The 26624-nt window shown below is 42.8% G+C and carries 35 protein-coding genes; 29 read left to right on the top strand and 6 right to left on the bottom strand.

Features of this window, described 5'->3' with window-relative positions; translation table 11 throughout:
- Window positions 1-10: 10 nt before the first annotated feature.
- The 14 genes from C4S38_RS08245 to C4S38_RS08175 all read left to right on the top strand — a co-directional run bounded on the left by C4S38_RS08245 (window position 11) and on the right by C4S38_RS08175 (window position 7053).
- Complete coding sequence (locus tag C4S38_RS08245; protein ID WP_103983326.1) at window positions 11-466, top strand: hypothetical protein; 456 nt, start codon at window positions 11-13, stop codon at window positions 464-466.
- Window positions 467-473: 7 nt separating this feature from the next.
- Window positions 474-668 carry a hypothetical protein gene (locus C4S38_RS08240; protein ID WP_103983325.1) on the top strand — a complete coding sequence of 65 codons (195 nt, stop codon included), beginning with the start codon at window positions 474-476 and terminating at the stop codon, window positions 666-668.
- 21 nt (window positions 669-689) lie between these two features.
- The gene (locus C4S38_RS08235; RefSeq protein WP_103983324.1) at window positions 690-1334 is read left to right on the top strand and encodes a DUF3164 family protein; all 645 of its coding nucleotides are present in this window, start codon (window positions 690-692) and stop codon (window positions 1332-1334) included.
- Window positions 1335-1489: 155 nt separating this feature from the next.
- The gene (locus tag C4S38_RS08230; RefSeq protein ID WP_103983323.1) at window positions 1490-1846 is read left to right on the top strand and encodes an ASCH domain-containing protein; all 357 of its coding nucleotides are present in this window, start codon (window positions 1490-1492) and stop codon (window positions 1844-1846) included.
- A gap of 67 nt (window positions 1847-1913) precedes the next feature.
- On the top strand, window positions 1914-2138 hold the full coding sequence (locus C4S38_RS08225) for a zinc finger-like domain-containing protein (protein WP_146059466.1): 225 nt from the start codon (window positions 1914-1916) through the stop codon (window positions 2136-2138).
- 29 nt (window positions 2139-2167) lie between these two features.
- Window positions 2168-2416, top strand: coding sequence for a hypothetical protein (locus C4S38_RS08220; RefSeq protein ID WP_103983321.1), 249 nt, complete (start codon window positions 2168-2170; stop codon window positions 2414-2416).
- Window positions 2417-2433: 17 nt separating this feature from the next.
- Window positions 2434-2781 carry a hypothetical protein gene (locus tag C4S38_RS08215; protein ID WP_103983320.1) on the top strand — a complete coding sequence of 116 codons (348 nt, stop codon included), beginning with the start codon at window positions 2434-2436 and terminating at the stop codon, window positions 2779-2781.
- Window positions 2778-3131, top strand: a complete 354-nt coding sequence (locus tag C4S38_RS08210) for a hypothetical protein (RefSeq protein ID WP_103983319.1) — start codon at window positions 2778-2780, stop codon at window positions 3129-3131. Before C4S38_RS08215 ends, C4S38_RS08210 begins: the two co-directional genes overlap by 4 nt.
- The gene (locus C4S38_RS08205; protein WP_103983318.1) at window positions 3128-3367 is read left to right on the top strand and encodes a hypothetical protein; all 240 of its coding nucleotides are present in this window, start codon (window positions 3128-3130) and stop codon (window positions 3365-3367) included. The genes C4S38_RS08210 and C4S38_RS08205 overlap by 4 nt, the downstream gene beginning before the upstream one ends.
- A 441-nt stretch (window positions 3368-3808) precedes the next feature.
- Window positions 3809-4231 (top strand): hypothetical protein, encoded by a 423-nt coding sequence (locus tag C4S38_RS08195; RefSeq protein WP_103983316.1) that lies wholly within the window; start codon window positions 3809-3811, stop codon window positions 4229-4231.
- 42 nt (window positions 4232-4273) lie between these two features.
- On the top strand, window positions 4274-4840 hold the full coding sequence (locus tag C4S38_RS15925; protein ID WP_200817951.1) for a helix-turn-helix domain-containing protein: 567 nt from the start codon (window positions 4274-4276) through the stop codon (window positions 4838-4840).
- Window positions 4841-5154: 314 nt separating this feature from the next.
- A complete protein-coding gene (locus C4S38_RS08185) occupies window positions 5155-6126 on the top strand; it encodes a site-specific integrase (RefSeq protein ID WP_103983315.1) in 972 nt (323 codons plus the stop codon).
- Between the two features lie 172 nt (window positions 6127-6298).
- Window positions 6299-6655 carry a hypothetical protein gene (locus tag C4S38_RS08180; RefSeq protein WP_103983314.1) on the top strand — a complete coding sequence of 119 codons (357 nt, stop codon included), beginning with the start codon at window positions 6299-6301 and terminating at the stop codon, window positions 6653-6655.
- Between the two features lie 11 nt (window positions 6656-6666).
- Window positions 6667-7053: a hypothetical protein gene (locus C4S38_RS08175; RefSeq protein ID WP_146059465.1), complete on the top strand. Its 387-nt coding sequence runs from the start codon at window positions 6667-6669 to the stop codon at window positions 7051-7053.
- Window positions 7054-7084: 31 nt separating this feature from the next.
- Here C4S38_RS08175 and C4S38_RS08170 read toward each other — a convergent pair whose 3' ends face one another.
- From C4S38_RS08170 to C4S38_RS08145, 6 genes are all read right to left on the bottom strand, one after another.
- Window positions 7085-7528, bottom strand: coding sequence for a hypothetical protein (locus C4S38_RS08170; RefSeq protein ID WP_103983312.1), 444 nt, complete (start codon window positions 7526-7528; stop codon window positions 7085-7087).
- 7 nt (window positions 7529-7535) lie between these two features.
- Window positions 7536-8009: a phage virion morphogenesis protein gene (locus C4S38_RS08165; protein ID WP_103983311.1), complete on the bottom strand. Its 474-nt coding sequence runs from the start codon at window positions 8007-8009 to the stop codon at window positions 7536-7538.
- Window positions 8010-8236: 227 nt separating this feature from the next.
- Window positions 8237-10801, bottom strand: coding sequence for a phage portal protein family protein (locus C4S38_RS08160; protein ID WP_103983310.1), 2565 nt, complete (start codon window positions 10799-10801; stop codon window positions 8237-8239).
- Window positions 10802-10862: 61 nt separating this feature from the next.
- The gene (locus C4S38_RS08155; protein WP_099465853.1) at window positions 10863-11294 is read right to left on the bottom strand and encodes a phage protein Gp36 family protein; all 432 of its coding nucleotides are present in this window, start codon (window positions 11292-11294) and stop codon (window positions 10863-10865) included.
- Between the two features lie 21 nt (window positions 11295-11315).
- Window positions 11316-12932, bottom strand: a complete 1617-nt coding sequence (locus tag C4S38_RS08150) for a DEAD/DEAH box helicase family protein (protein ID WP_099465852.1) — start codon at window positions 12930-12932, stop codon at window positions 11316-11318.
- Window positions 12929-13378, bottom strand: a complete 450-nt coding sequence (locus C4S38_RS08145; RefSeq protein WP_103983309.1) for a helix-turn-helix domain-containing protein — start codon at window positions 13376-13378, stop codon at window positions 12929-12931. Before C4S38_RS08145 ends, C4S38_RS08150 begins: the two co-directional genes overlap by 4 nt.
- A gap of 182 nt (window positions 13379-13560) precedes the next feature.
- On the opposite strand from C4S38_RS08145, the gene C4S38_RS08140 reads away from it, so the two are divergent.
- From C4S38_RS08140 to C4S38_RS08080, 15 genes are all read left to right on the top strand, one after another.
- Window positions 13561-14565 (top strand): HK97 family phage prohead protease, encoded by a 1005-nt coding sequence (locus C4S38_RS08140; protein ID WP_099465850.1) that lies wholly within the window; start codon window positions 13561-13563, stop codon window positions 14563-14565.
- A gap of 34 nt (window positions 14566-14599) precedes the next feature.
- Window positions 14600-15619 carry a hypothetical protein gene (locus C4S38_RS08135; RefSeq protein WP_099465862.1) on the top strand — a complete coding sequence of 340 codons (1020 nt, stop codon included), beginning with the start codon at window positions 14600-14602 and terminating at the stop codon, window positions 15617-15619.
- Window positions 15620-15661: 42 nt separating this feature from the next.
- Window positions 15662-15994, top strand: coding sequence for a hypothetical protein (locus C4S38_RS08130; RefSeq protein ID WP_234999325.1), 333 nt, complete (start codon window positions 15662-15664; stop codon window positions 15992-15994).
- Window positions 15991-16416: a lysozyme gene (locus tag C4S38_RS08125; RefSeq protein ID WP_103983307.1), complete on the top strand. Its 426-nt coding sequence runs from the start codon at window positions 15991-15993 to the stop codon at window positions 16414-16416. The genes C4S38_RS08130 and C4S38_RS08125 overlap by 4 nt, the downstream gene beginning before the upstream one ends.
- Before the next feature lie 15 nt (window positions 16417-16431).
- Window positions 16432-16833 (top strand): hypothetical protein, encoded by a 402-nt coding sequence (locus tag C4S38_RS15825; protein WP_160034679.1) that lies wholly within the window; start codon window positions 16432-16434, stop codon window positions 16831-16833.
- Window positions 16805-17113, top strand: a complete 309-nt coding sequence (locus C4S38_RS08120; RefSeq protein WP_234999324.1) for a hypothetical protein — start codon at window positions 16805-16807, stop codon at window positions 17111-17113. Before C4S38_RS15825 ends, C4S38_RS08120 begins: the two co-directional genes overlap by 29 nt.
- Entirely contained in the window at window positions 17110-17673 is a 564-nt protein-coding gene (locus tag C4S38_RS08115; protein WP_103983306.1) for a hypothetical protein, read from the top strand. Before C4S38_RS08120 ends, C4S38_RS08115 begins: the two co-directional genes overlap by 4 nt.
- Window positions 17673-18149 (top strand): hypothetical protein, encoded by a 477-nt coding sequence (locus C4S38_RS08110; protein ID WP_103983305.1) that lies wholly within the window; start codon window positions 17673-17675, stop codon window positions 18147-18149. Before C4S38_RS08115 ends, C4S38_RS08110 begins: the two co-directional genes overlap by 1 nt.
- Before the next feature lie 83 nt (window positions 18150-18232).
- Window positions 18233-18370 (top strand): hypothetical protein, encoded by a 138-nt coding sequence (locus C4S38_RS15820; protein WP_160034676.1) that lies wholly within the window; start codon window positions 18233-18235, stop codon window positions 18368-18370.
- 1 nt (window position 18371) lies between these two features.
- Window positions 18372-22004, top strand: coding sequence for a hypothetical protein (locus C4S38_RS08105; protein WP_103983304.1), 3633 nt, complete (start codon window positions 18372-18374; stop codon window positions 22002-22004).
- Entirely contained in the window at window positions 22001-22927 is a 927-nt protein-coding gene (locus C4S38_RS08100; protein WP_103983303.1) for a hypothetical protein, read from the top strand. The genes C4S38_RS08105 and C4S38_RS08100 overlap by 4 nt, the downstream gene beginning before the upstream one ends.
- A complete protein-coding gene (locus C4S38_RS08095) occupies window positions 22917-23927 on the top strand; it encodes a phage tail tape measure protein (RefSeq protein ID WP_103983302.1) in 1011 nt (336 codons plus the stop codon). Before C4S38_RS08100 ends, C4S38_RS08095 begins: the two co-directional genes overlap by 11 nt.
- 3 nt (window positions 23928-23930) lie before the next feature.
- The gene (locus tag C4S38_RS08090; RefSeq protein ID WP_103983301.1) at window positions 23931-25190 is read left to right on the top strand and encodes a hypothetical protein; all 1260 of its coding nucleotides are present in this window, start codon (window positions 23931-23933) and stop codon (window positions 25188-25190) included.
- A 23-nt stretch (window positions 25191-25213) separates the two neighbouring features.
- Window positions 25214-25987 carry a chromosome partitioning protein ParB gene (locus tag C4S38_RS08085; RefSeq protein ID WP_103983300.1) on the top strand — a complete coding sequence of 258 codons (774 nt, stop codon included), beginning with the start codon at window positions 25214-25216 and terminating at the stop codon, window positions 25985-25987.
- A gap of 24 nt (window positions 25988-26011) precedes the next feature.
- Window positions 26012-26623 (top strand): hypothetical protein, encoded by a 612-nt coding sequence (locus C4S38_RS08080; protein ID WP_146059464.1) that lies wholly within the window; start codon window positions 26012-26014, stop codon window positions 26621-26623.
- Window position 26624: the final 1 nt, after the last annotated feature.

The raw sequence follows: 26624 nt of genomic DNA, 5'->3' as shown, positions 1-26624 counted from the left end.
ATACAATCAAATGAAGGCAAACGAAGAAAACCTAAAGCAAAAGCGGAAAGTATTCCATGTGTTGTTGGCCAAAAGTATGATGCTACAGGCAAAGCCGTACATGCTCGAGAGCTATGGGGTCGAATCAACCCTTGATTTATCTGAAAGCGCACTGGACGAGTTAATAGCCCGTGTACGCCGGATCATGTATGGTAAAGAAGAAGATACAGACAAGACTGTCCGTGAATTACGTCACAAATGCTTACGTATTATATCAGAAATCGGTATTGATACAAAGGATTGGGAAAACGTAAACCGGTTCATGATGAATCCACATGTATGTGGCCGTATGCTGTATGAATTGGACGAAGAAGGTTTGCGTGCTCTACGGATGAAGCTGTATGCTATCCGTGACGAGGTTGAACGCCGCCGGATCACCAGCCAGGAGGCACAATTAAAAGAACAGCGGCTTGCCGCATTAAACTAATGCCGTCATGGTAAAAATCAAACAAGACAGGAAAGTTACCACTCCTGCCGATCGGGAGGAAATGAAGCGCCTGGAAGAAGAAAGCGACCGGATTCTGGATTTGCTTTTCGAGAATCCAACAGACCAAAGGCTACTGGATAAGCTTAACCAGATAGATGTTGCCTATGTCCGGTTGTCGGGTGAGAAATCAATGGAGTATTAATAACATAAAACAATTACAATCATGACAGATTTAAGTAAACTATCAAGTGAAGAAATTGCAGTCCTGCTCAAACAAAAACGGGAAGAAGAACGCCAGGCTGCACTGAAAAAGCGGGAGGCTTACGAAGGTATCCGTGCCGAATTGGTACAGAGGGTGTCTACAAAAGTACGTTCCGTATGTGAAGAAGTAAAGGGCTTGCATACTTTCTGCGTGTCCGAAATGGGCGCTTTCCGTCAGGTCTTGGCTGAATACGGACAGCTTCGCAACGCGGAACAAATGAACTATACGGTACAGGAAGGTGACTTTAAAATAGAAGTAAAAGCCTGTAAAGTAAAGAAGTTTGATGAGCGTGCCGATGCTGCAGCAACCCGCCTGATCGAATTCCTGCAAGCATGGATTCAGGGAAAAGAAGACGGGCAGGACAACCCGATGTACCAGTTGGCAATGACATTACTGGAGCGTAATAAGTATGGCGATCTGGACTACAAGTCTATCAGTAAATTATATGACCTGGAAGGACGTTTCAATGACCCGGAATATTCCGCTATCATGTCCCTGTTTAAGGAAAGCCATTTGGTAGAAGGCACTTCGGTAAACTTTTATTTTTCCGAGAAAAACACAATGGGCGTATGGACACGTCTGGAGCCATCATTCAACCGGCTGTAAAACGATGTAAATCCGTAAATCTCATCCCGGGATATTGGATATATGTATGTCCCTGTGGTTGTCAGTATTCGGTATCCAGGGTGGCACGGAAAACAGAAAAATACTTTGTCTATTGCTTTGCCTGCAAACAACAAAATGGAAAATATTACAGAGTTATGATTGAAAGAATAGAATTTACAACGAATTGGAACGGAAAGCTGAACTGCAACAGCTTCACTACGATGCGGCTCCATAATCCGGTTAAGTATTGCGTAGGGGCCATCAAGCAGATATATCTGCAGGGCGTGTGGAAAGGCAATGCCAAGATAATAGAGGTGCGCCGTATCTATCTGAGGGAGATCAACCGGTTTATAGCAAAACTGGACACTGGTTTATCGCCAGAAGATTGCCGCCAACTTTTCCGCACCATGTACAAGAACCGCCCCGGTATCAACTGGGAAACTCAGCTAATAGACCTCTGTCTGTTGGAATACACGAAAGAAAGTAAGGAACCTGAATTATTTAACTACTAATCCTGAACGGTTATTTGTGTCGGGGTTCGATTCCCCGACCGGGAACAAATTTTATAAACTATTTATTATGAGCATAAAACAAAACTCAATCCTTGTTATGCCTCCTGAATATCAGGAAGTGTGGGAAAAAATATCATTCACAGGCTATCGGTGTCCGGTCTGTAATGGGCAGAAAAGTTTTTCGGAACAAGTTGGGTATAACCAGTATGAAGAAAAAGCCTGTGATTATTGCAAGGGTACCGGCAAGGTCAAGGCAGAAATCACGATAAACTGGGTACCAGATGCGGATTGACAATATTACTAACTATTAAATATACAGCGATGAGCAAATTAAGAGCAGAAGACGCAAGAAAGATTGCGAATGACAATTCCGAAGCCATCCAAAGTATTTTGGATGATGTATTTAAAATGATTGAACGTACTGCAAAAGAGGGACGTTTTAAACTGAACTACACATCTGAAATTTCGGATGTCAACCTCATTACTCCGGTCATGGAGCAATTAACAACAATGGGCTACCGAGTCGATAGCTGTAGCCTTAAAAATATCAATTTAACGATAGAATGGTAACCTAAAAAATCAATACAATGAAAATAAAAGAAATGAATAATGTATCTGAAATGATACAAGGTTGCAATGAAGCAGTAGTTAATTATGCATTAACTGATAATATGAAATTAGTTCATATGGTTACTTTTTACAATTCAAATGATTGCGACATTGAACATGTCTGTAGTTCATTGAACGAAATCTGTAAAAGGCAAGGTAATATATCAATATGTAAAGCATTTTTATACAAAATCATATCATTAGCAAAAGTTGCTAAAAATAAAGGTTTTGATTTTCATGCAATACTATTTAAAGATATACCGGGCTATGCGCCCGATCAAGATCGTGTTTCTGATTGTAGAACCTCAAAATCAACAAGGATATGAAAATACTTTATTTTTTCCATAGAGAATATGCACCTCAATCGGGTATCATATTAGCGGCCTATTTAAAAAGGAGTTCAAACGGACAAATATTTTATGAAAGGGTAGAATACTTAACCCTCTTTACGCTCAAAGGCTCAAATCAAGTTGTTTCTTTTTATCATGAATTTGCAAAAAACGACCATGATATTCTTTGGATAAGAAATAGAAAAGAACTGCTTTCTGACATAGCAAAAGATCAATTAGAGATTATTGAAGGTCATAATTATATTCGTTTTCGAGAGGCTGCTTTAAATATTTATAAAGGCGTAGAAATACCTGATTTAAAAACGTTCAACCATAAAAAAGTATGAATATAAAATACAAGGATATAGATGCTATATCATACGCATTGTGCTACGCTAATGCAATGTTAGATTTCAAAATAGAAGAGCTTGAACAAAAAGGATTCAACAATGCAGTAGCAGGCTATAGAGCAAAAAAAGAAGAAATAAAGGAAGGAATAGATGCACTTCAAAAGATAAGGAAAGAACTTCATTTGAAGGATGATTATGCTTATAATGAAGTATTCGGAGTGTTTAACGTATAACTTAATAAAGAAATGAAAATAGCAAAAATAATAGACACCTGTACAGAATGCCCGAATAGTAAGAGGTTTATCGATGATTCAGCAAATCATGGCTATGTGTTAATTTGTCTCAAATCCAAACGGCTAATAAGTATAAATAATGTCTTAAACCATCAATACGGGGTCGATCCTGTCAATATTCCTGAATGGTGCGAGATGGAGGATTATAAAGGAGAAAATAAACCTGATAGTTTATAATGGTTTCAAAACCTGTAAGATATGAACCTCTCGATGTATAGGTAATCGAACGGTCTTTGACGTATTGGATTTATCGCTTATGTTATAAAACATACAAATAATAATGTGGTAAGTTTGCCACATTGAAAAATTAATTGTATATTTGTAATACAATATAAAACAATTAGAAGTGGTGGCAACACTTATAAATTCTGCAGTTTAAAAATGGCAAAATATACTATCACTTGCAAATGCGGTCACGAGATCACAGTTAATATCGTAGGAAAAGTATCTGAAAGAGAAGGAAAGGCTGAATATCTTGCAGGCAGATTGTGTCCTGAATGCTACAAGAAAGAAAAAGAGTTAAGTGCTAAAGAATTGGTACAGGAAGATATGAATCTTCCTGAACTGAACGGATCTGACAAGCAAGTATCATGGGCCACATCCATCAGAACAAAATTTATTGAAACGGCTGAAGAATTGTACACTAAAGCTCCTGATTCTAACAAAGAAAAAATACGCCAGGTTATTGATTTGTACAAATCCGATATGCTTAAAAATACATCATCCTCTTTTTGGATTGATAAAAGATACGATTTGTCTCTAACCGATGTCGCTAGAGAAGCAAGTAAATACGTAGGCAAATAATACTTTAAAGCTGGACTATCGGCATGACGGGTAAAAAAAACAATGACAGAACACATATACATTATCAACGACTGTTATTTAGATAGGGAAGCTCTTATAGACACTATCAGGAGAAAAAAAGCCCTCATTGAAAAGACAGGACATCCCTATTTATTTGAGGAAAAAACAGCTTATGAGTTAAAAGATGAAGAAGGATATAAACACGAGTATGTGGCCGAAGATCAATTATCAGATGAAGATATAATTTTTATGATCGAAAAAGGTAGTGGAAACTATCTTGATCTTAAAAAACAAGATGAAGATGGGTTGTTTTCCTATATTAAACAAGAACCTGAAATTGTACAAGTTAAAACTATCAATCTTTACAAAGCCGAGAAAAGTATCAGAGAAACTATAGGTACAAGAATTAGTGATATCCGAGATAAAAGAGGATATACACAAGATCAACTGGCATCACGCGCTGGTATAGATAGATCAAACTTGTCAAAGATAGAGGCTGGGAAATACAACGTAAGAGTTGATACCTTGGAGAAAATATGCTCTGCATTAGGATGCAGACTTGACATTGTCGAAGATTATACATTATCAAACATAGATTTATCTCTTTGAAAAATTATTATTAGTATATTTGCAGATATAAATGTCGCACTTCTGTGCGTGGATAGAAACAATTGTTGGTAACAAACAGTTTGTAGGCGGTAAATTCAAAACTTACCGCCTTTTTTATGTCCGGGCGGTATCTAAGTTCGGACATTTTTGTTTCAAATCAGATAAAAGATGAAATTCTCTAAATAGAACAGCAAAGTCGCCCAGTTGCAGCCGGGCGACTTCTGTAAACTCTCACGCGGCGTTTAACCGCCGGATAAGCAGTGTTTAACCAATGTCCTACAAAGATAGGGCTTTACTTTGAAAAATATACAACTATGGAAGCACAAGTATTTAACCTATCAACAAACAGATTTCCGTCCTATTCCAATCATCTATCTGTTAACACAAGTTCTAAAGGCATCCTATTCTGCGATTTTGCAGCCACCTATCTTGCCAAATGCCGGAAATCAGTTAAAGCAAAACATTGTTACCAAAACGTACTGGATCACTTTGTCAAGTTTTGTAGGATCAACAATATTGCTCCAATGACCTACGAAATAGGCATGGAAATGATGGAAGATTTTGTTTATTACTTACAAGCTACGGCAAAACTTATGAGTACCACCGTTGCCGGCCACCTATGCCATATAAAGACATTGTTAAAGATGGCCTCTTATAGCGGGTATGATATTGATTATACCTATTCTGACGTTAATGTTAAAATGGACGAGCACGACGTTGTTACGTTGGATCGGGACGAGATCACCCGGATATACGTATATAGTAATTTGACAAAATCAGAGATTGTAGTACGTGACTTGTTTGTTATTGCCTGCCAGACAGCTTTGCGTTATTCCGACTTTTCCCGTTTGACTGAGGACAACTTTATTGACAATGTAATCCAGATCAAAACACAGAAAACTGGCACCCTTGTAATTATTCCGCAATCGAAGTATGTGCGCGAAATCTTACGTAAATACAACTACCAGTTACCCAAATGTCCTTGTATTCAATATTTTAATAAAGTCATAAAAAGCGTGTGCCGAAAAGTCGGAATTACCCAGTCTGTACCATACGAGCGTACTATAGGCTTGGAACGGGTTTCATTGATGGTCGAAAAATGGAAACGTATCGGTTCTCATTCAGGTAGACGTAGCGCCGCGACCAATATGTTTTTAGCCGGAATACCGGCACTTCGGATCATGAAAATCACCGGACACAAAACAGAAGAAGCATTTATGCGCTATATTGGATTAAGCAAAGAAGAAAATGCGGCGGTATTGGCAGGGAATATGTTTTTCCATTAGAATTTATTGCTAATTTCAAATCAATTCATACTTTTAATGCTGAAAAAGTATTTTTTCATAGTTTAAGTTTTAGGTAGGCAGTAGCTGTGAAGCTGCTGCCTTTTGTTTTTATTACTGTTTTATTTGGCTTGTGTTGTTTATGACCTTTATTTTGTAATCAAAGTATAGGAATATGCCGGAACAATACGAATTAGGATTTGATGTTGGGACAACAGTCCCGGAACGACTCAGAAGGAGACGGGTAAGAATGCCTGCAACTTCTGAAACCGATCTTTCGAATCGTCGTATGCGTGTAAATGATCGTAATCGTACCTTGATTGCTCGTTATTATTATTGGACAGAGATACGCCGCAGGCGGTTTGATGATGTAATGTATATCCTTTCAAAACAAGAATTTTTTGTAGAAGAACGAACAATAAGCAATGCTTTACTTGATTTGAGTGATTATTTAAACGACCTTTACAAAGTAAAAAAAGAAGCTAGAGAACTAAAAAAGGAGTTCCCTAGCTGGAATTGGGATAATAATTAAACTGATTTGATATGAAAAGACTATTGATGTTATTATTGGTTTTGATACCTGTTCTTTCTTGGTCACAAGACAAAATAAATTATGATTCTGAATATAAGTACAGCTCAAGATATACAGTGATAGCCACTAATACTGTTAAACGGAAAATTTATCAAAAAAATGATAGTATTATCATTGAAAAATATTTTAAAGATTCAGGGGCAAACCTTTCTTTGAAGATTGACAAAAAAGATGATAATAAGGAATTGATGTTTCTTAAGCGAAAAGACAATGCCCCTTGGTATTACTGTCATGATAAACTTGGATATAAATATATCCTAATTGGATTACATAGTAAAACGGTTGATTTATATACCATCTGGTCAGAATTGGAAATCGAAAAAGAAACCTTTGAATAATAAGTAAGCGGGGCACTCCACCCCGCTTTATTTATTGTAGTTCCATAAACGTTGTCCCATAAACAATAGTATATACCTTAACCTTGTTTGCTTGTACAGTTGATCTCGCACTTTTCCGGCTAACGGGTGAAATAATTTCTTCTGCTGTCCAGCCTTGCATACAGTTTTGTATCTTCTCTATTATATCCAGCCTTTCCAGTGCCTTACGCCGTACGGCTTCCGGCGCTTTACTGTTCGTTTCTCCGGCAGGTTGGAATCCTATACGTAAAGTAATGTTTGCGGTAACAAGTTGCTCCGTTTCGTTTTCATCCTGGCAGGAAGGGTATTGGATATCTACCAGACAACAGGGAAAATCTACAGCCGGTCGTATATCTGCTGCCGTATTCAGTTGTCCTTCGTCTTCATCTATCCAGCGTAGTTCCGGTACTTCTTTCTCCAAATGGTCGCATAGCGCAATAAATATTTCTGCATTCATGGTTTGTCTATTTTAATGAGTTTATATATCCTTCTATCCGTTTGTGTATTTCCGCTGCCAGTTCATCCGATTTACCCATAAACTGGCGTTGTGGTATGTTTGCCTGGCGGGTGTGCTCCTTAACATTCACATCCCCGTATTTTCGCGTTCGGCGCACATGTGCAGGCACTACCACCGATCCCGCATAGCCTTCGTTGTGTACTTTGGCATAGCCTACCTGATCGTTTCCGGCAGAGATAACAACCTTATCACGCCCTACATAAGCCGGGCGGATGCTGTTCAAAAGTTTCCCGCTGTCTATCAGCAGGGAGCCTGTTTTCTTTGGGATTCTGGGCGGCACCCAGGGGTTTCCGTCAAAAGCCTTTTCGGTAAAGCGTCTTTTATAATATTCCGTGGCCGTCTCCGCCACTATGGCGGATGCCCTGTCCAGCACTTTGTCCGGCAGGGTGGTTAAATAATTTTCTAATCCGTTGAAATCCATATCAAAAAGTTTTATATATTTGTAATCAGAAGCGCATAGTTCCGGGGGTGAATAGACGATGCCACCCTCGCGGGTGATGGGGGCATTATGAAGGCTTGGGCTTTATACAGCGGAGCGATGCGTTAACCCGAAGCGGCGATAGGAAACTGGCTATCCAATCCGGTAAAGCGGAAAACCTCGTGCAGGCATTCCAATAAGGCGGACGGACGCAAAGACTTGTCACCGCGTTATTTTTTTATCAACAGCCCCCGGCGGTACCTCCATCTGGGATCTATTTTCCGGCTTTTCTTCGATACCTCCCTGATCCGTGGGTTTTGTTCTATTTCAAACCACGTTGCCACCCGGTACACCGTCCCGTTCTTTACGTCACACACCACGTTTATAGCCTTGCCGGAGTAAAACTTGATAAAGTTCATGTTCCTAAACTCCCCGCCTTTTACATAATCGTTGATCCATATTTCATCCGGCCTGGAAAGCGTATCAACCATGCAATCAAGCAAAGGAATACGTGTTTCCGTGTACTTCCCAGCCGTGTGCTTTTTGAAAACATTCTCCGTCAGTTCGACATCCCGTCCTTTGTAATCCTTTATCAACCGGTGAGAGGCCAGCCATTCATCCGTATTGCCTTCAAACAGGGGGGCTTCTGTTGTTGCTGCCCCCAGTTTCTTCCCGAATGAATCCAACCCGTAATCATTGTAATAAAGGTTACCCACCAGCTTTGATGCCTTGTCAGGGAATTTCTGTATATACATCTGGTTGCGGGTGAATACCTCTGCCGTCTTACCCCTGTTCACATCCCAATGCTGGGCTTTGTTCTGTTGCCATTCGGCCGTATCAAAATAAGCGTCGCACCTTTCCTGCATAGCCTTAATATTGACGCCCGCTACTTCATGCGCCATACGCGGAACCACATAACAGCGGCATTTCCACCCGTTTGGCGGGAATATCTTATTCCACCTCGGATCATTAGCCGGCAATATCAATCCATCCAGTTCGGCATGTTCCGGCCGTACCTTATCATCCCCTGCTGTTTTGTACTCCCAGTATGGGAACAGGTCGGTTTGTTTGACAAGCCGCTGGTAATTACTTGCCGATTCCGCCGTTAATACCGCAGTCTCATGCTCTGTTTTCTGCCATTGCTTGTTGAAAACTTCCGTTACCTGTGATGCTTTCTGATAAAAGTCTTCAAAACTGTTGCTCTCCCGGAACAGGCTGTTTAATTCCTGCAATTCTGCCAATGTTTTAGCGGCTGAGAAATGAAAGAGGTTTATTTCCATAGCCGTGGTAAACGCATCATCCCTTGCCCCGTATGTAACCCCGGTATCTGCAAGTCTCAATTTCTTGTTGTTACCTTCTGAAATAGCGGCTACCAGATCGCCGGAAATAAAATTGAATAGTTCGCTATCGAAATAAAGTCCGCCTCCACTTTCGGCTATCCGGTTAATGATTCTGTTTTCCAACGTGTCATCACTCAGCCGTATGCGGGCTTTTCCATTCAATGCCCCGGCTTGCGGGGCTCCTGCGAAAAAATCCCACAAACGGAGATACCAGCTACGGTCATGGTTCTTTATATCCGGTTTCTTGTCTTTCTGGCCGTCAGGATCGGCCGGATTATCAGGATCATCGTCTGGCGGTAAAATAAGTTGCGGCTGTTGTTCCTTCCGTGCTATCGGCTCGTCTCCTTCGGGTAATGGAATATTATACTTGTCATACAGATAAGATTGCGGTATAGGTAATATATCCGCCAACTGTACAGTCTCTGCTACCGTTATCTCCTGTGCCTTATCCAGGAATTTGAACTTACCACCCGATACCGGATAACCCCGTTTTTCAAGTAACGGAACAAAGAACTTATTCAACATGCGTTCCACAAAACGGCGATCTGCGCGGTGTTTCTTTTCCTGTACTTCCATGTGTACCTGGCTTTGGGAAAGTGAACTGCCGTCCTGTGTTGTCATGGTTTGCCCCAGGATAGTAATAAGTACCTCCTCGTTGCAGGCGTTCCGAAAGTCATTATAAAGAGCCCCGTTACCGCTGTTGCTGAGTGTGGTTTGTTCGGCTTCCGTTTCTTTGGGTATTACCAAATACGGGGCGGAACCAGCCTCTTCAAAGGCCTGTATCAATGCGCGGCGGCTTTGTTCGTCCATACTGCTATACTTTCCGATACGCTGGGGCATCCCGAACAGTTCGACAAATTGCGCCCAGTCGCCAAAGCCGCCCCGTTTGTAAATAACATAAGGCGCGGCACGGAGCAGTATGCCGTAGTCATCATCTTGTCCGAACTGGGTAATAAGATCGTTGCCGGCATAAGGTATGCCGTGTTCGTCTTCTTCGCGTATTGCTATCTCTTTTGTTTTCGGACGGATGTGTTTACGCGGTATTGATTTAAAGCTTAGTCCGTCCTTAAAGTCAAATTCATCTACCGTTATGCCCCAGAAGCGGGATAACATTATATCGCGCAGGAGCAATTCAAATTCCGGTGTGTCCATCAGGTCGTCAATCACATCGGCACGCTTACCGTTAATTGTAAATGCCAGGTCGGCATCCGTTACCGCATCGATACGTTTGTCGATTGCATCCGAAAGGTAGCCGTCAATCAGGAGGTCTGTATAGAGGTCATATAGTTTTGTCCGGTTCCCCATATCCGCCAGGCGTAGCGCGCTTCGCCACGTACCAATATCATTTATCCCGCGGTGTATGGGGCGTACCAGTATTTCGGTATGTACCGGAGCTTTATTTTTACCGGGCTGATTTAAGCCCGTTTGAAGCGTTCTCTTTTTTTTGTTTGCCATGATTCATCTTTTTATTTTGGATTGATTGTGCAAAAGTTTAAACAGCGTTTAAACGCTCATTCTAGTAATGCTGTGTCCTCTTGGGATTGCTCCCGTAGGCAACCGGGCCGATCGGATTGTTTTTTTCGGCTTTTCCTCCTTCCGGTTCCTTACTCGGTAGATCGGGCGAAACATCGCCACGCTGTACGGCTTTGAGCCAGTCAACGGCACGTTCGTACCGGTCTTGCCTGAGAGGTAATTCACTCCCTGCATTGCACAGGTTGATAAGATGCCATACGGCAATGTCCTTTACGAAAATCAGCAGTAGCTGGTTCCGTTTACTACCGGAGGCGGAAAAGGTACGCGCCGTATCAAACCGGGTCAGGTAGCCGCGCGCCTCGGCAATGGCGGCATCGATAGCCGCTTCGGCAATCGTATTGTCTCCCCGTGTAATGGTTTCCACCTGTTCATCGTGCAGGTGGGTGCTTAGTTCTTGTAATGTCAGGTATGCCATGTGTTATAATGGATTGGGTTATTAATATCGTTTATTGTTCCGTGGCCGGGTGCCTACCGTGCAACTTCCGGCCTTTAGTGATACCATTTTCTGCTGGCAGACATAGAAGCCGCCTTCTACACCATCCGGGCCGTCGGCAGGTGCCGGCAGTCCGTCGTCAAACAACAGGAATTGTTCTTCCAGGCGAGCCATGTGAGGGTTGTCCTTTTCGGCAATATTCAGTATCATACGCCCGGCACGGTTCAGGGGTTCAAGATTCCCCTCTATACGGGCAAACTTGTCCGGCTTATTACGTAAATCCGGGGAGATTGGGATAATATATCCGGTTTCCTCCCATTTCTTTTGGAAAAGCGGAACAAAGACCTGCTCATAAAAAGGGTCTTGGAGTTTGTTGTTTTCAATAAAGTTATAGACTTGTGTTTTGTCTTTCACATAGTCACGTTGGTAGTAGTACCAGTTGACAAATTCTTCATTCTTTACATGATCCAGATACCCTGTTATCACATAGAGGTTGCCTTCCAATATGCCTACAAGAAAGTTTGCTTTGTATGATCCCAGTTTTTTTACCCCCTTTTTATTGGCGACTTTATTGGATGGTGCCGGGTCTCCATAACTGACCAGGAACGGGAATTTATGTAGAGGCGGGATAGCGCCCCATTTAATCTCTTTAAAATAACTGCCTTCCGTCACCGGGTTGTTGAAACATTCTTTTTGGGCACTGGCGGCGCTTACCTGTGCCAGTACATCGTCTATCGTTTCCTCGTCGTTCTTTTCCGGCCAGACGGATGTTCCATAGGCAAAGTCATTTTTTGCGTCAGGGTGGTTCATGTCCACCATGCGCAGGTTGATAATATCCCAGTTACCGATTGGATGCTCGCGCTCTGAAAGTTCCCTTGCTTTCTTTCCGGCACGGGCTACACAGCAGTCTTTAGCTATGATATTACCGCAAAAGATGGTAAGCAGCGGTTCGGAAAAAGAGCGGGTAAAATAAAGCGCCTGTTCAAACCAGTTCCATTTGTCATTAACGATCTCCGGGTTCCGGCATTCTTCGTCCGTATCGTAATCATCAACCAATATTGTGTCAGGGCGTACTTCTTCGATCTTTACACCGCGGGGAGATTGGCGGGCGCCAACGGCTATAAAAGATACCCCATTTTTCGTAATAAAGTTATCTTCCGTCCATTTAAACCCCTTTTGGTCGCCATAGTAGAATTGTATTCGCTGGTTGGCTTCGAGTTGCGCCCGGTAATGGCTCAGGAGCTTTATTGCATTGTCGTTACTGTTGGAACAAAGGATGATGTTGCGTTTCTTTCCGGTAAGTACCAGGAACAGTACAACGAACATGACAATGGTACTTTTTGCCAGTTCACGCGCCCAGGATAAGACTTCATACCAGTTCTTGGGGCTGTATACGAGCCGTTTTATAGCTTTTTTCTGAAATTCGGCAAACTCATATTTTGCATAGTTCGGAAACATTTCTTTCATCCATAGTAAGGGGTGGCTTTCCAGGTAAGAAAGCCGTTTTTGCCGTTCGGCATAATCCATGTCGAAATCGACAGCCGTATCTTTACGGAGTGCCTTAAGATATCCGTCCCAGTCTTCAATGGCCTGTTTGTCTATCGCTTTGAACGTTTTCATTTCAATCTCTCCTTTATGTATGCGTCAAAATAGTAGCTTAATTCTTTGGCCTTTTCCACATCGGTTTTGCGTAGCCAGTCTAGCAGCCCTTTAGACACACTGATAATATCCGATATACCTGTTTCTTTTTCCATCTTCTCAATGGTAGATGCCAGTTTGTTGATCGTATCGGCTTCTTTAGACGTAGCAAAACGTTCGCCGTCTTTACGTCCGGCTATGGCCTTGTTAATCTCCGCTACCTGGCGGTAGAGGTTGGCCAGTTGTTCCTCGCGTGTAAGACTGACAGAGGTCTTCAATTCCTCCCATTTTTCGATCTTTACCCACTTACATAAGGTTTGTTTACTCACTCCCACACGTTCGGCTACCTCGGCCTGCGTAAGATGTTCTTTCAAATAGAGCATTTTCGCCCAGTCCTTTTTTTGTTTTATGCTTAAATCCGCTCCCATCTATATACCTTTTTTATTGGTTTACACCATCAAAAGTACAGACCTGAAACCGACTAGAATAATCGTATTGTATTGGTCTACAGATATATGTAAATAAACTGCACAAATAGCGTAACCATTACAAACTGATTTTTTTACCTCATTTTAAGCCTCCAACTTTGGGGTAGAAAATCAAAAAAACGATGGCGAAAAAGACATTTATATTACACGATGATACAGTTAACACACAGGGATTCCGTATGCTCACCTCCGGGGCTGACCTTTCCGTGTTTATCAGTAATCCGGTAATGCTCCTTAACCATAATGATTGGGATTTGCCGATCGGCCGATGGGAGAATATCCGCAAAGAAGGCAACCGGATATTGGCTGATGCTGATTTTGACGAAAAAGACGAACGGGTCGCTGCTATCATGGGGAAAGTAGAACGGGGCTACCTGAAAGCGGCCAGTATCGGTGCATGGCCTCCCCTTGAAACATCTTCCGATCCTGCCCTGATGCTACCCGGACAGGAATTGCCTACGGTTACCAAATGGCTTGCGCGTGAAGGTTCCATTTGTCCCATCGGGAGTAACCACAATGCACTGGCCATGTATGATAAGGAAAACAAACGCATAGACCTGAGCGACAAAAAGCAGCTTATAAAATTATTCGATACCGGAAACGGTAGTAACCCATATAAAAATGAAGTACAAATGACAATTTTAACAGGACTATTAAAACTGTCGGATAATGCCAACGAACAGGCCATTGCCGACGAAGTGCGTAAAATCATCCAGATGCGCGACAACCTCCAAACGGAGAACGGGACATTGAAAACAGAGAACGGGGCGCTGACTGCCAAGTTGCAAGCCTTTGAGAAAAAGGAGAAGGACGCCGCTAAAGCTGCTGCTATCGGGTTGGTAGATGCAGCCATTAAAGACGGCCGTCTGGATGCCAAAGGGAAAGATGCCTGGCTGGCCATGTTTGACAGCAATTATGAGCAGGCCAAAACGCAGTTGGAGGCTATACCAGCCCGCGGATCGGTAGCGGCACAAGTGCAAACCTATGCCGGTGATAAAGGTGCAATCAAGTTGGCGGATATGGCATTTGCCGACATCGTTAAGGCTGACCGCCTGAAAGAACTGAAGAAAGAGCCGGAGTTGTATAAACAGAAGTTTTTTGAGGCATACGGAAAATATCCGGCCTGAAACAAGTATAAACCATATAAAACAAAATGTAAGAATGAAAGCAAAATTTATTGTTGCGCTGGTAACTGCGCTATTGTTTAACGCCCTGACTAGCGGGATATTTGCCGATACATTAGGTATCAGCCACGGGGCTATGTTTGCCGTACAGATGGGATTGTCACTTATTCCCTTGAATATGACAGGCTGCCTGTGTGAAGGGCTGAACCGTGAAATCTGGATTCCTGAGATTATTGAAAAGTTCTATCCTGCGGATTCGTTTTTGACCTATTCCAAAAGCCTTGATGCCTGGGTGGATAATAACAAACTGAATCTACAGGAAGCAGGCGTTGATCCGGCTGTATATATCGACAATGAACAATACCCCATCCCGGTGGCTGTCCGTACGGATATACCTCATGAAATTGTCCTCAAACGCTTTGATACCGAAAACACGGTGCATATCAATGCAATTGAGATTGAGGAATCCGCCGAAAAACGCCAGAGTGTCATTGAAGGACACCGTAATTCCCTCCGCCAGAAGTTTGCCCGCCTTGCCGCCTTTAACTGGGCACCGGCACAAAACGGGGAGTTTACGCCTGTCAAAGCATCGGACGGAAAAACCAATGCCCGTGGGTATAAGTCCATGACATACGAGAAGGTAATGGACATGGAACTGGTATTTGACGAGTTGGAAATACCACTGGATAAACGTGTCCTTGTTTTGAACCCGTTGCATGCAATGGATTTGCGCCTGCAGGATATGGATATGTATAAGGCTTTCTACAGTGAAAACAAACTGTTCTCCTTTACTGTTGTTCGTTCCTCTCTTAATCCACGCTATAACGGTACAACCGGAAAGAAACTGGCCTGGAATGCTGCTGTCTCTGCTACAGATGCTCCTTGCTCACTCTTTTATTACCAGGAAGCAGTTGCCCGTGCCCGTGGTACGGTTGACATGTATTCAAGACTGAATGATCCGGGGTACCGTGGAGATGTGGTTGGCTTTAATATGCGTGGCGTGGCTACGCCTGTAACGGGTAAATACCTGGGTGCCGTTTACTCCCCGAAAGCCTGATGTTTAACTTTTTAATCATTATATAAAATGAGCTATATCAATATGAAATCGCGTAGGAGTTTTGACTTCTACGCCCCTTACAACGAAGAAGGCGAACGCGTGGTAACTATCCCGTTCCCCGTTGCAGTAAAACGTGAAGTGTCTGAAACAGGTATCGTACATGATGCTAACCCGGCTCTGGTAACAGTTGCACCCACAGCCGAAAAGACAATTGATGTGGAAACGAAGGTGCAAGCCGGGTCGTTGATGATTGTCCGTAATGAAGGTACGGCAGTGGCGACCGTCGGCGGCGCCAATTGTGCAGCCTCCAAGGTAACCACCCTGATGTGGGATGGTAACGCGTATGTTGAACTGGCAAATTCTACGATTGCATGAGAACCGGATATAAGGGAATCAACCTGATCAAGTCATTTGAAAGCCTCCGGCAGGAGGCCTACAAATGCCCGGCAGGCGTCTGGACGATTGGCTATGGGCACACTAAGGGTGTCAAGCCTGGGGATAAGATAGACGAACAGGAAGCGGAACAACTGCTGGCGGAAGACTTACGACAGTTTGAAGCCGTTGTAAACCGGGAATGCCCCGGTATCAACCAGAACCAGTTTGATGCACTGGTGTCGTTTTGCTTTAATGTCGGTACAGGCAGCTTTATCAAATCAACTTTACTGAAATGTGTCAAAGCGAACCCCCTGAACACAAATATCCGTCATGAGTTCAGCCGCTGGAATAAATCAGGTGGTATGGTATTGGCCGGACTGATCCGCCGCCGCAAGGCAGAGGCCGATTTATATTTTTCTTAATACTAAAGTGACGCTATGAACTGGGATTTATTATTGTCCATGCTGGGGACAGGCGGGTTGGTTGCTTTTGTGAACTGGCTTATCAACCTGAAAGCAACGCGCCGTAAAAGCGTATTGGATAAGGACGAAATATCCCGGATCATGGCGGAGCGGGATAACGAAACGATACTCAATTTGTATAATGAAAACAGGAACATACTTGAAAAACTGGCATCGCTGGAAAGCATGTTGTATAAGCTGGTTGTTTGCAAGCATTTTGATACTTGCCCTGCCCGTTACGAGTTGCAGAACTACAAACAGAACAACAAATACCAGCGCGCTAGACAGTCTACAGTGGAACAAAAGGGTAAGCGTTACCCTCGCGACAATCCCGTCCAGCCTGGCAAAGTTGATAATCCCGACGGACAGCCTCCGTAATCTGCCCACCGGGGCGGTTTATGAAAAGAAATCCGGGCAGGCAACCCTTAAACTGGGATATAAGGACGGGAATATAATTGCAACGGCAACCTGCGACAGCCTGCAGCAACTGGTGTACACTTATGAAGAAGAATTAAGCCGACTAAAAAAAGAAAACACCGAACTGCAGGAACAGATCAAGCCTCCTGAAAACCCGTTTAAATGGTATTTGTATGGTGTTTTAACAGGCATCATCCTTACAATAGCAAGCGTTTTAATAATCAAACACAAACGAAAATGACAGAAATAAAAAAAACACGATCCGTAGGCCTGAAAAAAATTTTGACAGGTGCCGTAAACCCGGCCGGAGGAATGCCGGAAGCATTGGCCGCACTAGGTAAAACCTTTAAAGGCACGGCATCTTTTAATACCGAAAATGACCAGACACAGGATTTTTATTCGGAGGAAGTCCCGACTGCCCCAGAAGAATCCGTACCTACAGAAGCCGGATTGAAGCAGTTGAAGTGGAACTTGATGGAATGGGATAACCAGGCCTTGATAACAGTATTCGGAGGGGCAACAAAACAGGTTGATGTTATTGTTGATGGTAAAACGTACAGCGTTGAAAAATACGTTGCCCCCCGTGACACGGTAACAATAGAACAGGCAGTAAGGGCTATTAGCCGCTACAATGTGGTTATTGACATTCCGCGTGCTCAAATAACAGCCCGCTTTGTCTGGAACCTTACACAAACCGAAATTGCCCAAATTGAAATAACGGCAAAGGCAATGGCACCTAACGGCGAAGACGACGGCCCGTATGAGATTTACAAATTAGGCGAACCTAAACCGGCTGCATAATGAATACGGTAGAAATGAACGCCGCCGATGCCCTGATGGATCGGCGGCTTAAAATAATACTCCCTGCACCGTGGATCATGCGGGTGTTTGGCAAGAAGACCATACCTGTATGGGTAAAACGTCCGGTTGCCCAGAACCTATTGCGTATATCGCGCCTGTTAGTCAAAATGGGTATAAACCTGAAAGAATTGAAAGCAGGTGAATTGGGTACTTTAATGGAATGTATCGCTGAGAACCTGGTGCCGGCATCGCGTATTATTGCCTATGGAATGATACGGGGATCCATTGCCTCCTGGATGTTAAACCGTCCGCTTGCCTTATACCTGCGTTGCTATATGGACATGCGTAGTCTGGCGGAACTGGCAAACATTATCGTGCTGATTAGCGGAGGGGAGGATTTTGTGAGTATTATCACGTCGGTGAGCAATTTAAGGATAACGCAGCCGACGGAGAGCCAGACAGGAAACGGGAGTTAAAGGAGGATTATGAACCTCCCCATAGCCCATTCGGGCGTATCTACGGATTGGTATCACAAGGGGTGTTTACGCTTGATGAAGTAATGAACCGAATCCCGTGGTGCGTATTGATGATGATGGTTAATGACCAGGGGAAGCTGAAAGAGACAGAAACGGCCGAAGCAAAAGAGGAAATAATAGAAACGGAAGACGAAGAATTAAAATTTTTAGGACTAGCTTGATATGAATACGGAGCCGATTTATGTAACGTTTGAATTTAACGGCAACCTGGGCGAAGAAGTCTCCAAGGTTAAGCTGGGTATTCAGGGGCTGCGCAATGAATCCGCCAACACCTACAAACGGTTATTGGCAGACAGTAACGAAGCCTTTAATGCCATGAGTGCGAACAACCGTAAACTGGCCGTATCGATCCAGGAAGATATTAATTCGCTCCGCCAGCTAGCCGCTGCCCAGAAAGCAGCGGATGATGCGTTAGCAAAAGGTACTATCTCTGCTAAAGACTATGCGGAAACCAAAGCCCGTTTGTCTGTCCAGGAAGCGGATTTGAGGCAGGGCATACAGGATAATATGGCTGCTTTGGATGAATCCATCCAAAAAGACCGCGAGGCGGTAGGCTCTATTGAAGCCAAACAGGAAGCCCTTGCCAGGTTGGAAGAAACCTACCGCAAGTTATCGTCCGCCAACCGTAACGGACAGGAAGGGCAACAGTTACTTGCACAGATAAGCACACTTAAATCCGAACTTAGCGGACTGGATAAGGCTTATCAGGATGCTACCGGAAGCGGGCAAAGCCTGTTACAGACGATCCAATCCACACCGGGCCCGGTTGGCCAGACAGCTTCGGCTATCGGTAAAATGACAAAAGCGGCGCTGGCTTTTATTGCGACTCCGTTAGGAATGTTCCTTGCTGCTATAGCCGCCGGGCTGGCGGCCGTAACGTCCTGGTTCCACCGGACAGAAGAAGGAGAGAATGCTTTGGCTGTGGCAACAGCTACTTTCGGGCAGGTACTTGACAGCCTGTTGGATGTGGTGGATAATGTAGGCGAATGGCTGTATAAAGCATTTACCAATCCGAAAAAAGCATTATCCGACCTGTCCGAATTTATCAAAGGGCAATTCATGAACCGCTTATCTTCCATATCCAAGATGGGAAGCGCCATTGTTAAGATATTTTCTGAGGATTGGAAACAAGGATTTGCGGATTTTGGAAACGCTTTCCTGCAATTTCAGACAGGTATAGAAGATGCCGGAAAGAAGGCGTCTGAGTGGATGGATGATACTATTGAGAAAAGTAAGAGACAGGGAGAGATTCAAAGAGAATTAAATAAGATCAAGGATGAAACGCGTGTGCTAAATGAGCAGATTGCCCAAGATGAAATCAAAAAACTAAAACTTCAAGAAAAAGCTAGAGATGAACAAGTCCCAGAGAAGGAAAGACTGGCAGCTTTAAAAGAAATCAATAAAATCATTGATGATACTTCACGGAAAGAAGCTGATTTAGCTAAAAGGAAAATGGATTTAACAAAAGAATTACATACGTTATCCCATTCTGATAGAGCTGCCAATGATGAGGATTCTCGTTTGAAAGTGGAATACTTGAATAAACAAGCAAACGGAATACGTGAACAATTGTCTTTGATCCGTCTAAAAAATGGTATTACAAACCGGATAAACAAAGAAGAAGCCAAAACCGCCATTGATTTGTTAAAAAAGGAATTGGATAAGAAAAAAGAGGCTTACGCTTTGTATTACCAGCAGGTTGAGAATTTAGGTAAAGCTGCCGCTGATAAAGCCTATGCGTCTTTAATTAAGGATGGAGCCAGTTACCGGGAATACCTGCAAAAGCAAATAGTGGAATTGGAAAAGAAGAATAACCGTTCCAAGGATGATAACGACGCTCTATCTTTTCTCTATTATGAAAAAAGCCAATTGGAAGGTAAAAAGTCTGCCGCCGACCTGATGAAAGAAGAAATCGAAAAGCTAAAGACTCTCTATGGAAACGATTTGTCAAAGCTTAAAGAGGAATTATTGAAATTGCAGGAAATGAATGCTGGTGACAAATCAGAAACCGGGGTACAAAAAGGAAATGTCATCAATCAGGCATTGAACGAAGCTGACAAAGAAGCGGATGCCAAATTTAAAGACTTACTGAAAACATACCAGACCGGATTCCAAAAGTTAGCCACCCTGGAAGAAAACTACCGGAAGGATGTTGCTTTCCTTCGTTCCCGTATCAATGAAAACTCAACGGAAGAAGAAAAACAACAGATTGAAGACGCTGTAAAAGCACGTACAGAGGCGTATGGTAATGCGCTATTGAAAGAAAGCGATATGTTTACCCGGTTGTTCAGTGATTTGTCGAGGGAGTCAACCAAAGAACTGGAGAAATTACTGGATCAGGCGAAAAGTACCGATCTGACAGGTTTTTCGCCTAAAGACATCAAAGTCTTTCAGGATGCCGTCATTAAGCTAGAGAATGAACTTAGGGAACGTAATCCGTTCAAGTCTTTGTCTAATGACTTTAAGGAACTTATATCCGACATAAAGGGAGGTAAAGATTTAACCCAGGCACTGGATAAGCTTGGAAAGTCTTTTTCTGCTGCCAAAGATTACATAAACAGTTTAAGCAAACCTCTGGGACAGGTATTTGGCGATGATGTAACTTATGCGATTGACCAGGCGATGGAATTGGCACAGGCAGTGTTTGATGTAGGCACAGGCATAGCCAAACTGACGCAGGGAGACATCATTGGGGGAGTTTCCGGTATCATCAAAGGTATTGGTTCCGTGTTTTCTATGGGCAAAAAGGTTAAGGAAATGAACCGCAAAGCCCGTGAAGAACAACAAAAATACTATGATGAAGCAATTGAAGGAGAACGGAAATATCAACTTATGCTTCGCGAACGTTTACGTACCCAACAGGAAATCGGAGAAAGCGCTCTGGCGTATAACAAGCGAATCACAACGGAACTGGCCAAACAACAGCAAGCCTCTGCCAACGAATACCAACGTTTGCTGGCGCAAATACAAGGAGAGGATTATATCAGCGGTGTAGGTTATAAACATGGTACCTGGTTCCGAAAAGCGAAAACATGGAACGAATACAGCAGCCTTGCCGGCAAAAGCTATGAGGACATTGAAAAGCTATACACGGAGGGCAAACTGGAAGATAAAGTAGCCAAACTGTTTGAGCAACTAAAAGAACTGAAAGAAGAAGGTGCGGACATTAACCAGATGTTGGCAGACCAAGCGGAAGCCATGCGCGAAGCGTGGACAGGAACAACGGTTGACAGTATTGCAGACAGTATAATTCAGGGATTTGCAGAAGGGAAACGTTCTGCCGCTGATTTTGCCGATAGTTTTCAAGAAATGCTAAACACTGCCGTATTGCAAGGCATTAAGATGAAGGTGTTGGAAGAACCTCTCCGGCAGTGGTATGAAAGTTTTGCCGCCGCCAGCAGTGGAGGGCTCACGGCCGATAAGATAGCAGACCTGAGAGCACAATATGACAAGATTATTGCTGATGCTGCCAAACAATTGGAAGATACGGAAAAAATAACAGGCATACCGGTTGGTGCGGAAGCAAGCAGGACAGCGGCAGCAAAAGGCATTGCTTCCATGAGTCAGGACAGCGCTGACCAGTTAAACGGCAATTTTAATGCCCTGTTGATCTATCAAGACAAAACAAGTAAGGCGATAACAAATATCAACACGTTGCTTGTCCAGGGATTGAGCACATTGAACCGGATAGCAAACAATACAGACCGGCTGGAAAACATTGAAAAAGACATAACGTCCATGCGAAGTAATTTCCAACAGATAATCAATAACGGCATATTGCTTAGAAAATCATGATAGATAATTGCTACATAGATGGTGTAAGTGCCCGTAGCCGTTTCGGTGTATGGGTGACAAAAGGCGGTTATAAAGATTTGCTGACCTTCCCGGCATTGAAAGAGCCGGATAAAAACGATTGGCCGGAAGAAGATGGCATAGAGGTTGATTTATCCGAACCAAGATTGCAAGAAAAAGATATTACAATATCTTTCCTGGCAAGCGATCCCAATATAGATGCGTCTGATTTCATAGCCTATGTAAGCAATCCGGGGTACCATACTTTATATGTGCCGATCTTAAAACGTACGTGGCAACTGCGCTTGTCAGATCAGCTGGCAAACAGGGTCTACCCGTCTGCCCGCGAGTTCTCATTAAAGTTCATAGAAGATGCACCGGTTCGTCCGGTTGCATCACTTCCTGATCCGGGTTTGTTTATCCGGGATTCAGGTTATGAACTGGATGGCGTTTCTTTTGCCGATTACGGTGTTGTAGTTGATGTTGCCCGCAATGAATTATTAAAAGCTCCGGCAGCAAAAAAGAATCTTTGCCGCAAAGTCAGCACAACGGATGGACAGATATATGACGTGGATCACCTCGTATTTGAAAGTAAGGATGTAACGTTTAAATGCCATTTTAAAGCCGTTTCAATGGATGCCTTTTGGCAATGTTATGATGCTTTTTTTGCTGCATTAATACAACCGGAGGAAAGGCAATTGTATGTAGATTACACCGGAGAGGAATACCCTTGCTATTACAAGCAAAGTTCCGGTTTTAAGATTTTAAGCATAAGTAATCCTGTACTTGTTGAGTTTAGTTTTACGCTGGTATTTACAGTATTCCGCGTTGGCGAAACAGAATATTTGTTGGCCACCGAAGGAGGCGAATTAATAGTATTGGAAGATGATGGCGAAACAGTAATAGATTTAGGATATGGCGAATAAAAAGAAAAAAATATCAGAATTACCCCTTGTTGGGTCTCTTGTCGGCCTTTACACGATTGGCGTAGATGCTGCAAACAAAAGCGTAAAGGTTTCTTTGGAATGGCTCAAAACGGCCACCGACAATATAACGACTGCAATCAGTAATGCAACCAAAGCAACAGACGCGGCCAACACTGCAGCTGGGAGAGCAGACAAGGCGGCTGAGGATGCTGGGGCAGAAATGACTCGTATTTCGCAAGAGGTGAACCAGGCTCTTGTCGATGTATCTGACGCCGCCGCTGATGCTAATACGGCTGCAGGGGAAGCGGATCAAGCACGTACATCATTGGCGGAAAGCGTACAGCAGAAGTTAACTGAGGTTGACAATAAAATGTTGACGGTTAAGGATGGTAAGACGGCACAGTTTCAAGCCGGAACAAATACTTCCGGTGCTGATCCCTCCATTGCCGTTGAACAAACAGGTGTAGATGCGCAAGGCAACCCAATTTACCAAATCAATATCGTTACCGAGAAAGGCGGCAAAGGAGATAAAGGTGATACTCCTGTATTTGAGGCTGGCACAGCAACAACCGGATTACCTGGTACAGATGTTCAGTTTACCCTTGTTCCTGACGGAGAAACACCGGAAGGTGTACAGAAGTATAAAGTAAATGTAACTGTCCCACAGGGTATGCCGGGTACAGGGAACGTTACTGCTGTCGGAACAGGATTGGTAAAGGATGAAAAGTATTTGTTTGTGCCATCAGTGAATGACGAATCTACGGGTGTCTGGGTAAAATATATTGAGCCTAATAATTTCCCTGAAGCCCCGAAGGATGGCAAACAATACGCCCGTCAAGATGGCGCTTGGTCAGAAATTCAGTCAACAGGTGACGGTATCATTTATCCGACATTTGAGATTAACGATGATGCCCACCTTATCGTTAACAACATTACTGATCCGGCAACTTTTGAGGTTAACGAATCAGGACATTTAATATTTAACCCACAAATACAATAATATATGGCAGGAGTAGATTTAGGTAGAGTGGCTTATGTCCCCAAAGGGGTATATGATGCTGGGGTAACATACAACAGGCTGGACGTTGTGTCGTACCTTGGTAGTAGCTGGGTAAGCCTTATAAACAATAATATAGGTAATACGCCCACGGAAGGTGCAAATTGGTCGCTTGTCGCTCAGAAAGGTAATACCGGTGATAAGATGGCATTTGCTGATTTGACACAGGCAGAGAAAGACGAATTAAAGGGAGGCAAAGGCGATCCATTTACTTTTGCTGACTTTACTCCAGAGCAATTAGAACAGCTAAAAGGCGAATCTGCTTATCAAATCTGGTTAACCCAGCCCGGTAATGAAGGTAAAACAGTAGAAGAATTTATTGCCTCTTTAAAAGGTAACACGGGTGCACCATTTACTTATGATATGTTTACGCCTGAGCAACTGGAAGGCTTGAAAGGGCAAGACGGTGTTATCTCTGTCGATGCACCAGCCGATGGAAAGACGTACGGAAGGAAGAATGAAGGGTGGGCGGAAGTTGTGTCAGAAAGTGATCTTATAGAAATCCCTGAGGCTGTATTCGCTTTGACTACGGAAAGCACGTCAAATGAAGTATTGAATGCTTTTGGTGGAATAGATGGATTTAATAAAATTAAAACAGCATTTGAAGCAGGCAAAAAGTTTGTTAGAACCCCTGCTGAAGGAGTCAATGCAATGTCTGCCATTCCGGTATGTATATCATTTTTCAAAGACCCCAGCAATCAAACAGAAGAAGGATTATACATTTTTGATGTTACTCGGTCTTTATTTATAATGGTTGTTGTTTTCTCAATTGATTTAAGTAACTTTAGCATAGAAGGTAAGCTAACTTACCAGCCGGTTACATCAGACGGAGCAGGGTCTTTGGAACTCACAACAAAAGGTGATGGTACAAAGGCTCTTATGGATAACGGAATGTATAAAAAAGTGGTATTGTTTACTCCAATAGCAACAGTAACATCTTTAACTAATCTACCGACTACAAATTACTCCATCAAGGCCACTCTTTCGGCTGTAAGTGCTCTGTCGTTTGCTAGCGTGCCGGCAGAGGGCGAGGAGTTTATGATCAACATCAAAAGCGCTTCTTCATCCGATCTTGCCATACCATTGCCAAACGGGAGCTCTTGGTTATGCAGCGAAACAAGCATAACTATACCGGCAAACGGACACGCAGAAATATCAGTGAGGTATTCGCACGGTCTTTATTGGGTTATGACTAAGGTTTATTAATTAACGGAAAAAACTATAAATAAATGATGGCGGATAGAAACAATAAAAAAACAGTGTTTGAGGATTATGATGCATTTGTAGATAAATTTAAAACGAAGAAAACTACAGATGATTGCTACACTCCCTCTGAAGTATATAATTGCGTGTTGAAATATGTTTCAGAAAAATGCAATATAAAAGGCGCGGAAATAGTGCGTCCATTTTATCCAGGTGGAGACTACGAGAATTACGAATATCCAGATGGATGTATTGTTGTTGATAATCCTCCATTTTCTATTATATCAAAAATAGCTAGATTTTATATTGACAATGATATCAAATTCTTTCTTTTTGCTCCACATTTGACATTGTTTTCGCCAAGAGTAGATTATACCAGAATAGTTGTAGGTGCTTCCATTACATATGAAAATGGCGCAAAGGTTAAGACTTCGTTCATATCTAATCTATTTGACGATACAATGGCGATGTCTGATCCTGATCTTTACCGGGATTTGGAAAAGATAAATGAACTAAAAAAGGCAAATCTACCAAAATATAAGTATCCTGATGAAGTGCTTACCGTTTCAGCGATGCAATGGTGCTTAGAACGTGGTGTATCAATGCAATTTAAAAAGAACGATGTATATCACATAAGAGGACTAGATAGTCAAAAAACGCATAAGAAGGGCATATTCGGAGCAGGATATTTATTGTCGAAGAAAGTAGCGGCAGAGAAAGCAGCAGCAGAGAAAGAAAATATCATAGTTTGGGAACTTTCGGACAGAGAGAAAAAAATTGTAGAATCATTGAGTAATTAATTCAAAATGGAAAAGAGGTGAGCTATGCCAAAGAGGATAATAATGACAAATGATACCGGTAGAAAAAAGCCTACAGCCGAAGGTGTATATATACAGGACATTAAAGGGCGTTATTACACACAAGCTGAATGGCTAGGAACAACACGTGATTTAATACCCAATGGTATAGCAGTAATAAATCCTAATGCTGAGTTTCTTGTAGCATTAAATCAATCACCCACAAAATTAAGCTATGGAGGAAATGGTAAATTACTAACAGGGGTTACTACTACTACAAATATAGACACTGCAAAAACTGATTATAACGGTAAATCAAATACAGAGCACATTATATCCCAGCTTGGAGCAGGCAATGCTCCTGCAGCAGGGTATTGCTTTAATTATATATTCCCAAATGGGCAAAGAGGATATTTACCAGCGGTTGGTGAATGGATTATTGCACGAGATAACAAGACAGAAATAGACGAACTATTAAGCTTGCTGGGAGGAGGTATATCTGATAAAACGGATTATTCTTTAGCTTCTACGCAGTATGGTACCGTAGGCTGTTATGGAGTGTATTGGTCTGATATCTATGTAGCAATGCTTTACAAAACAAACGGCTACTACACTAGACCGTTTGGGGAACTTATTTAAA

Origin of the sequence: Parabacteroides chinchillae (assembly GCF_900108035.1) — a bacterium.
Lineage (GTDB): Bacteria > Bacteroidota > Bacteroidia > Bacteroidales > Tannerellaceae > Parabacteroides > Parabacteroides chinchillae.
The sequence above is the reverse complement of the archived record's forward strand: the minus strand, read 5'-3'. Positions and strand labels throughout refer to the sequence as shown.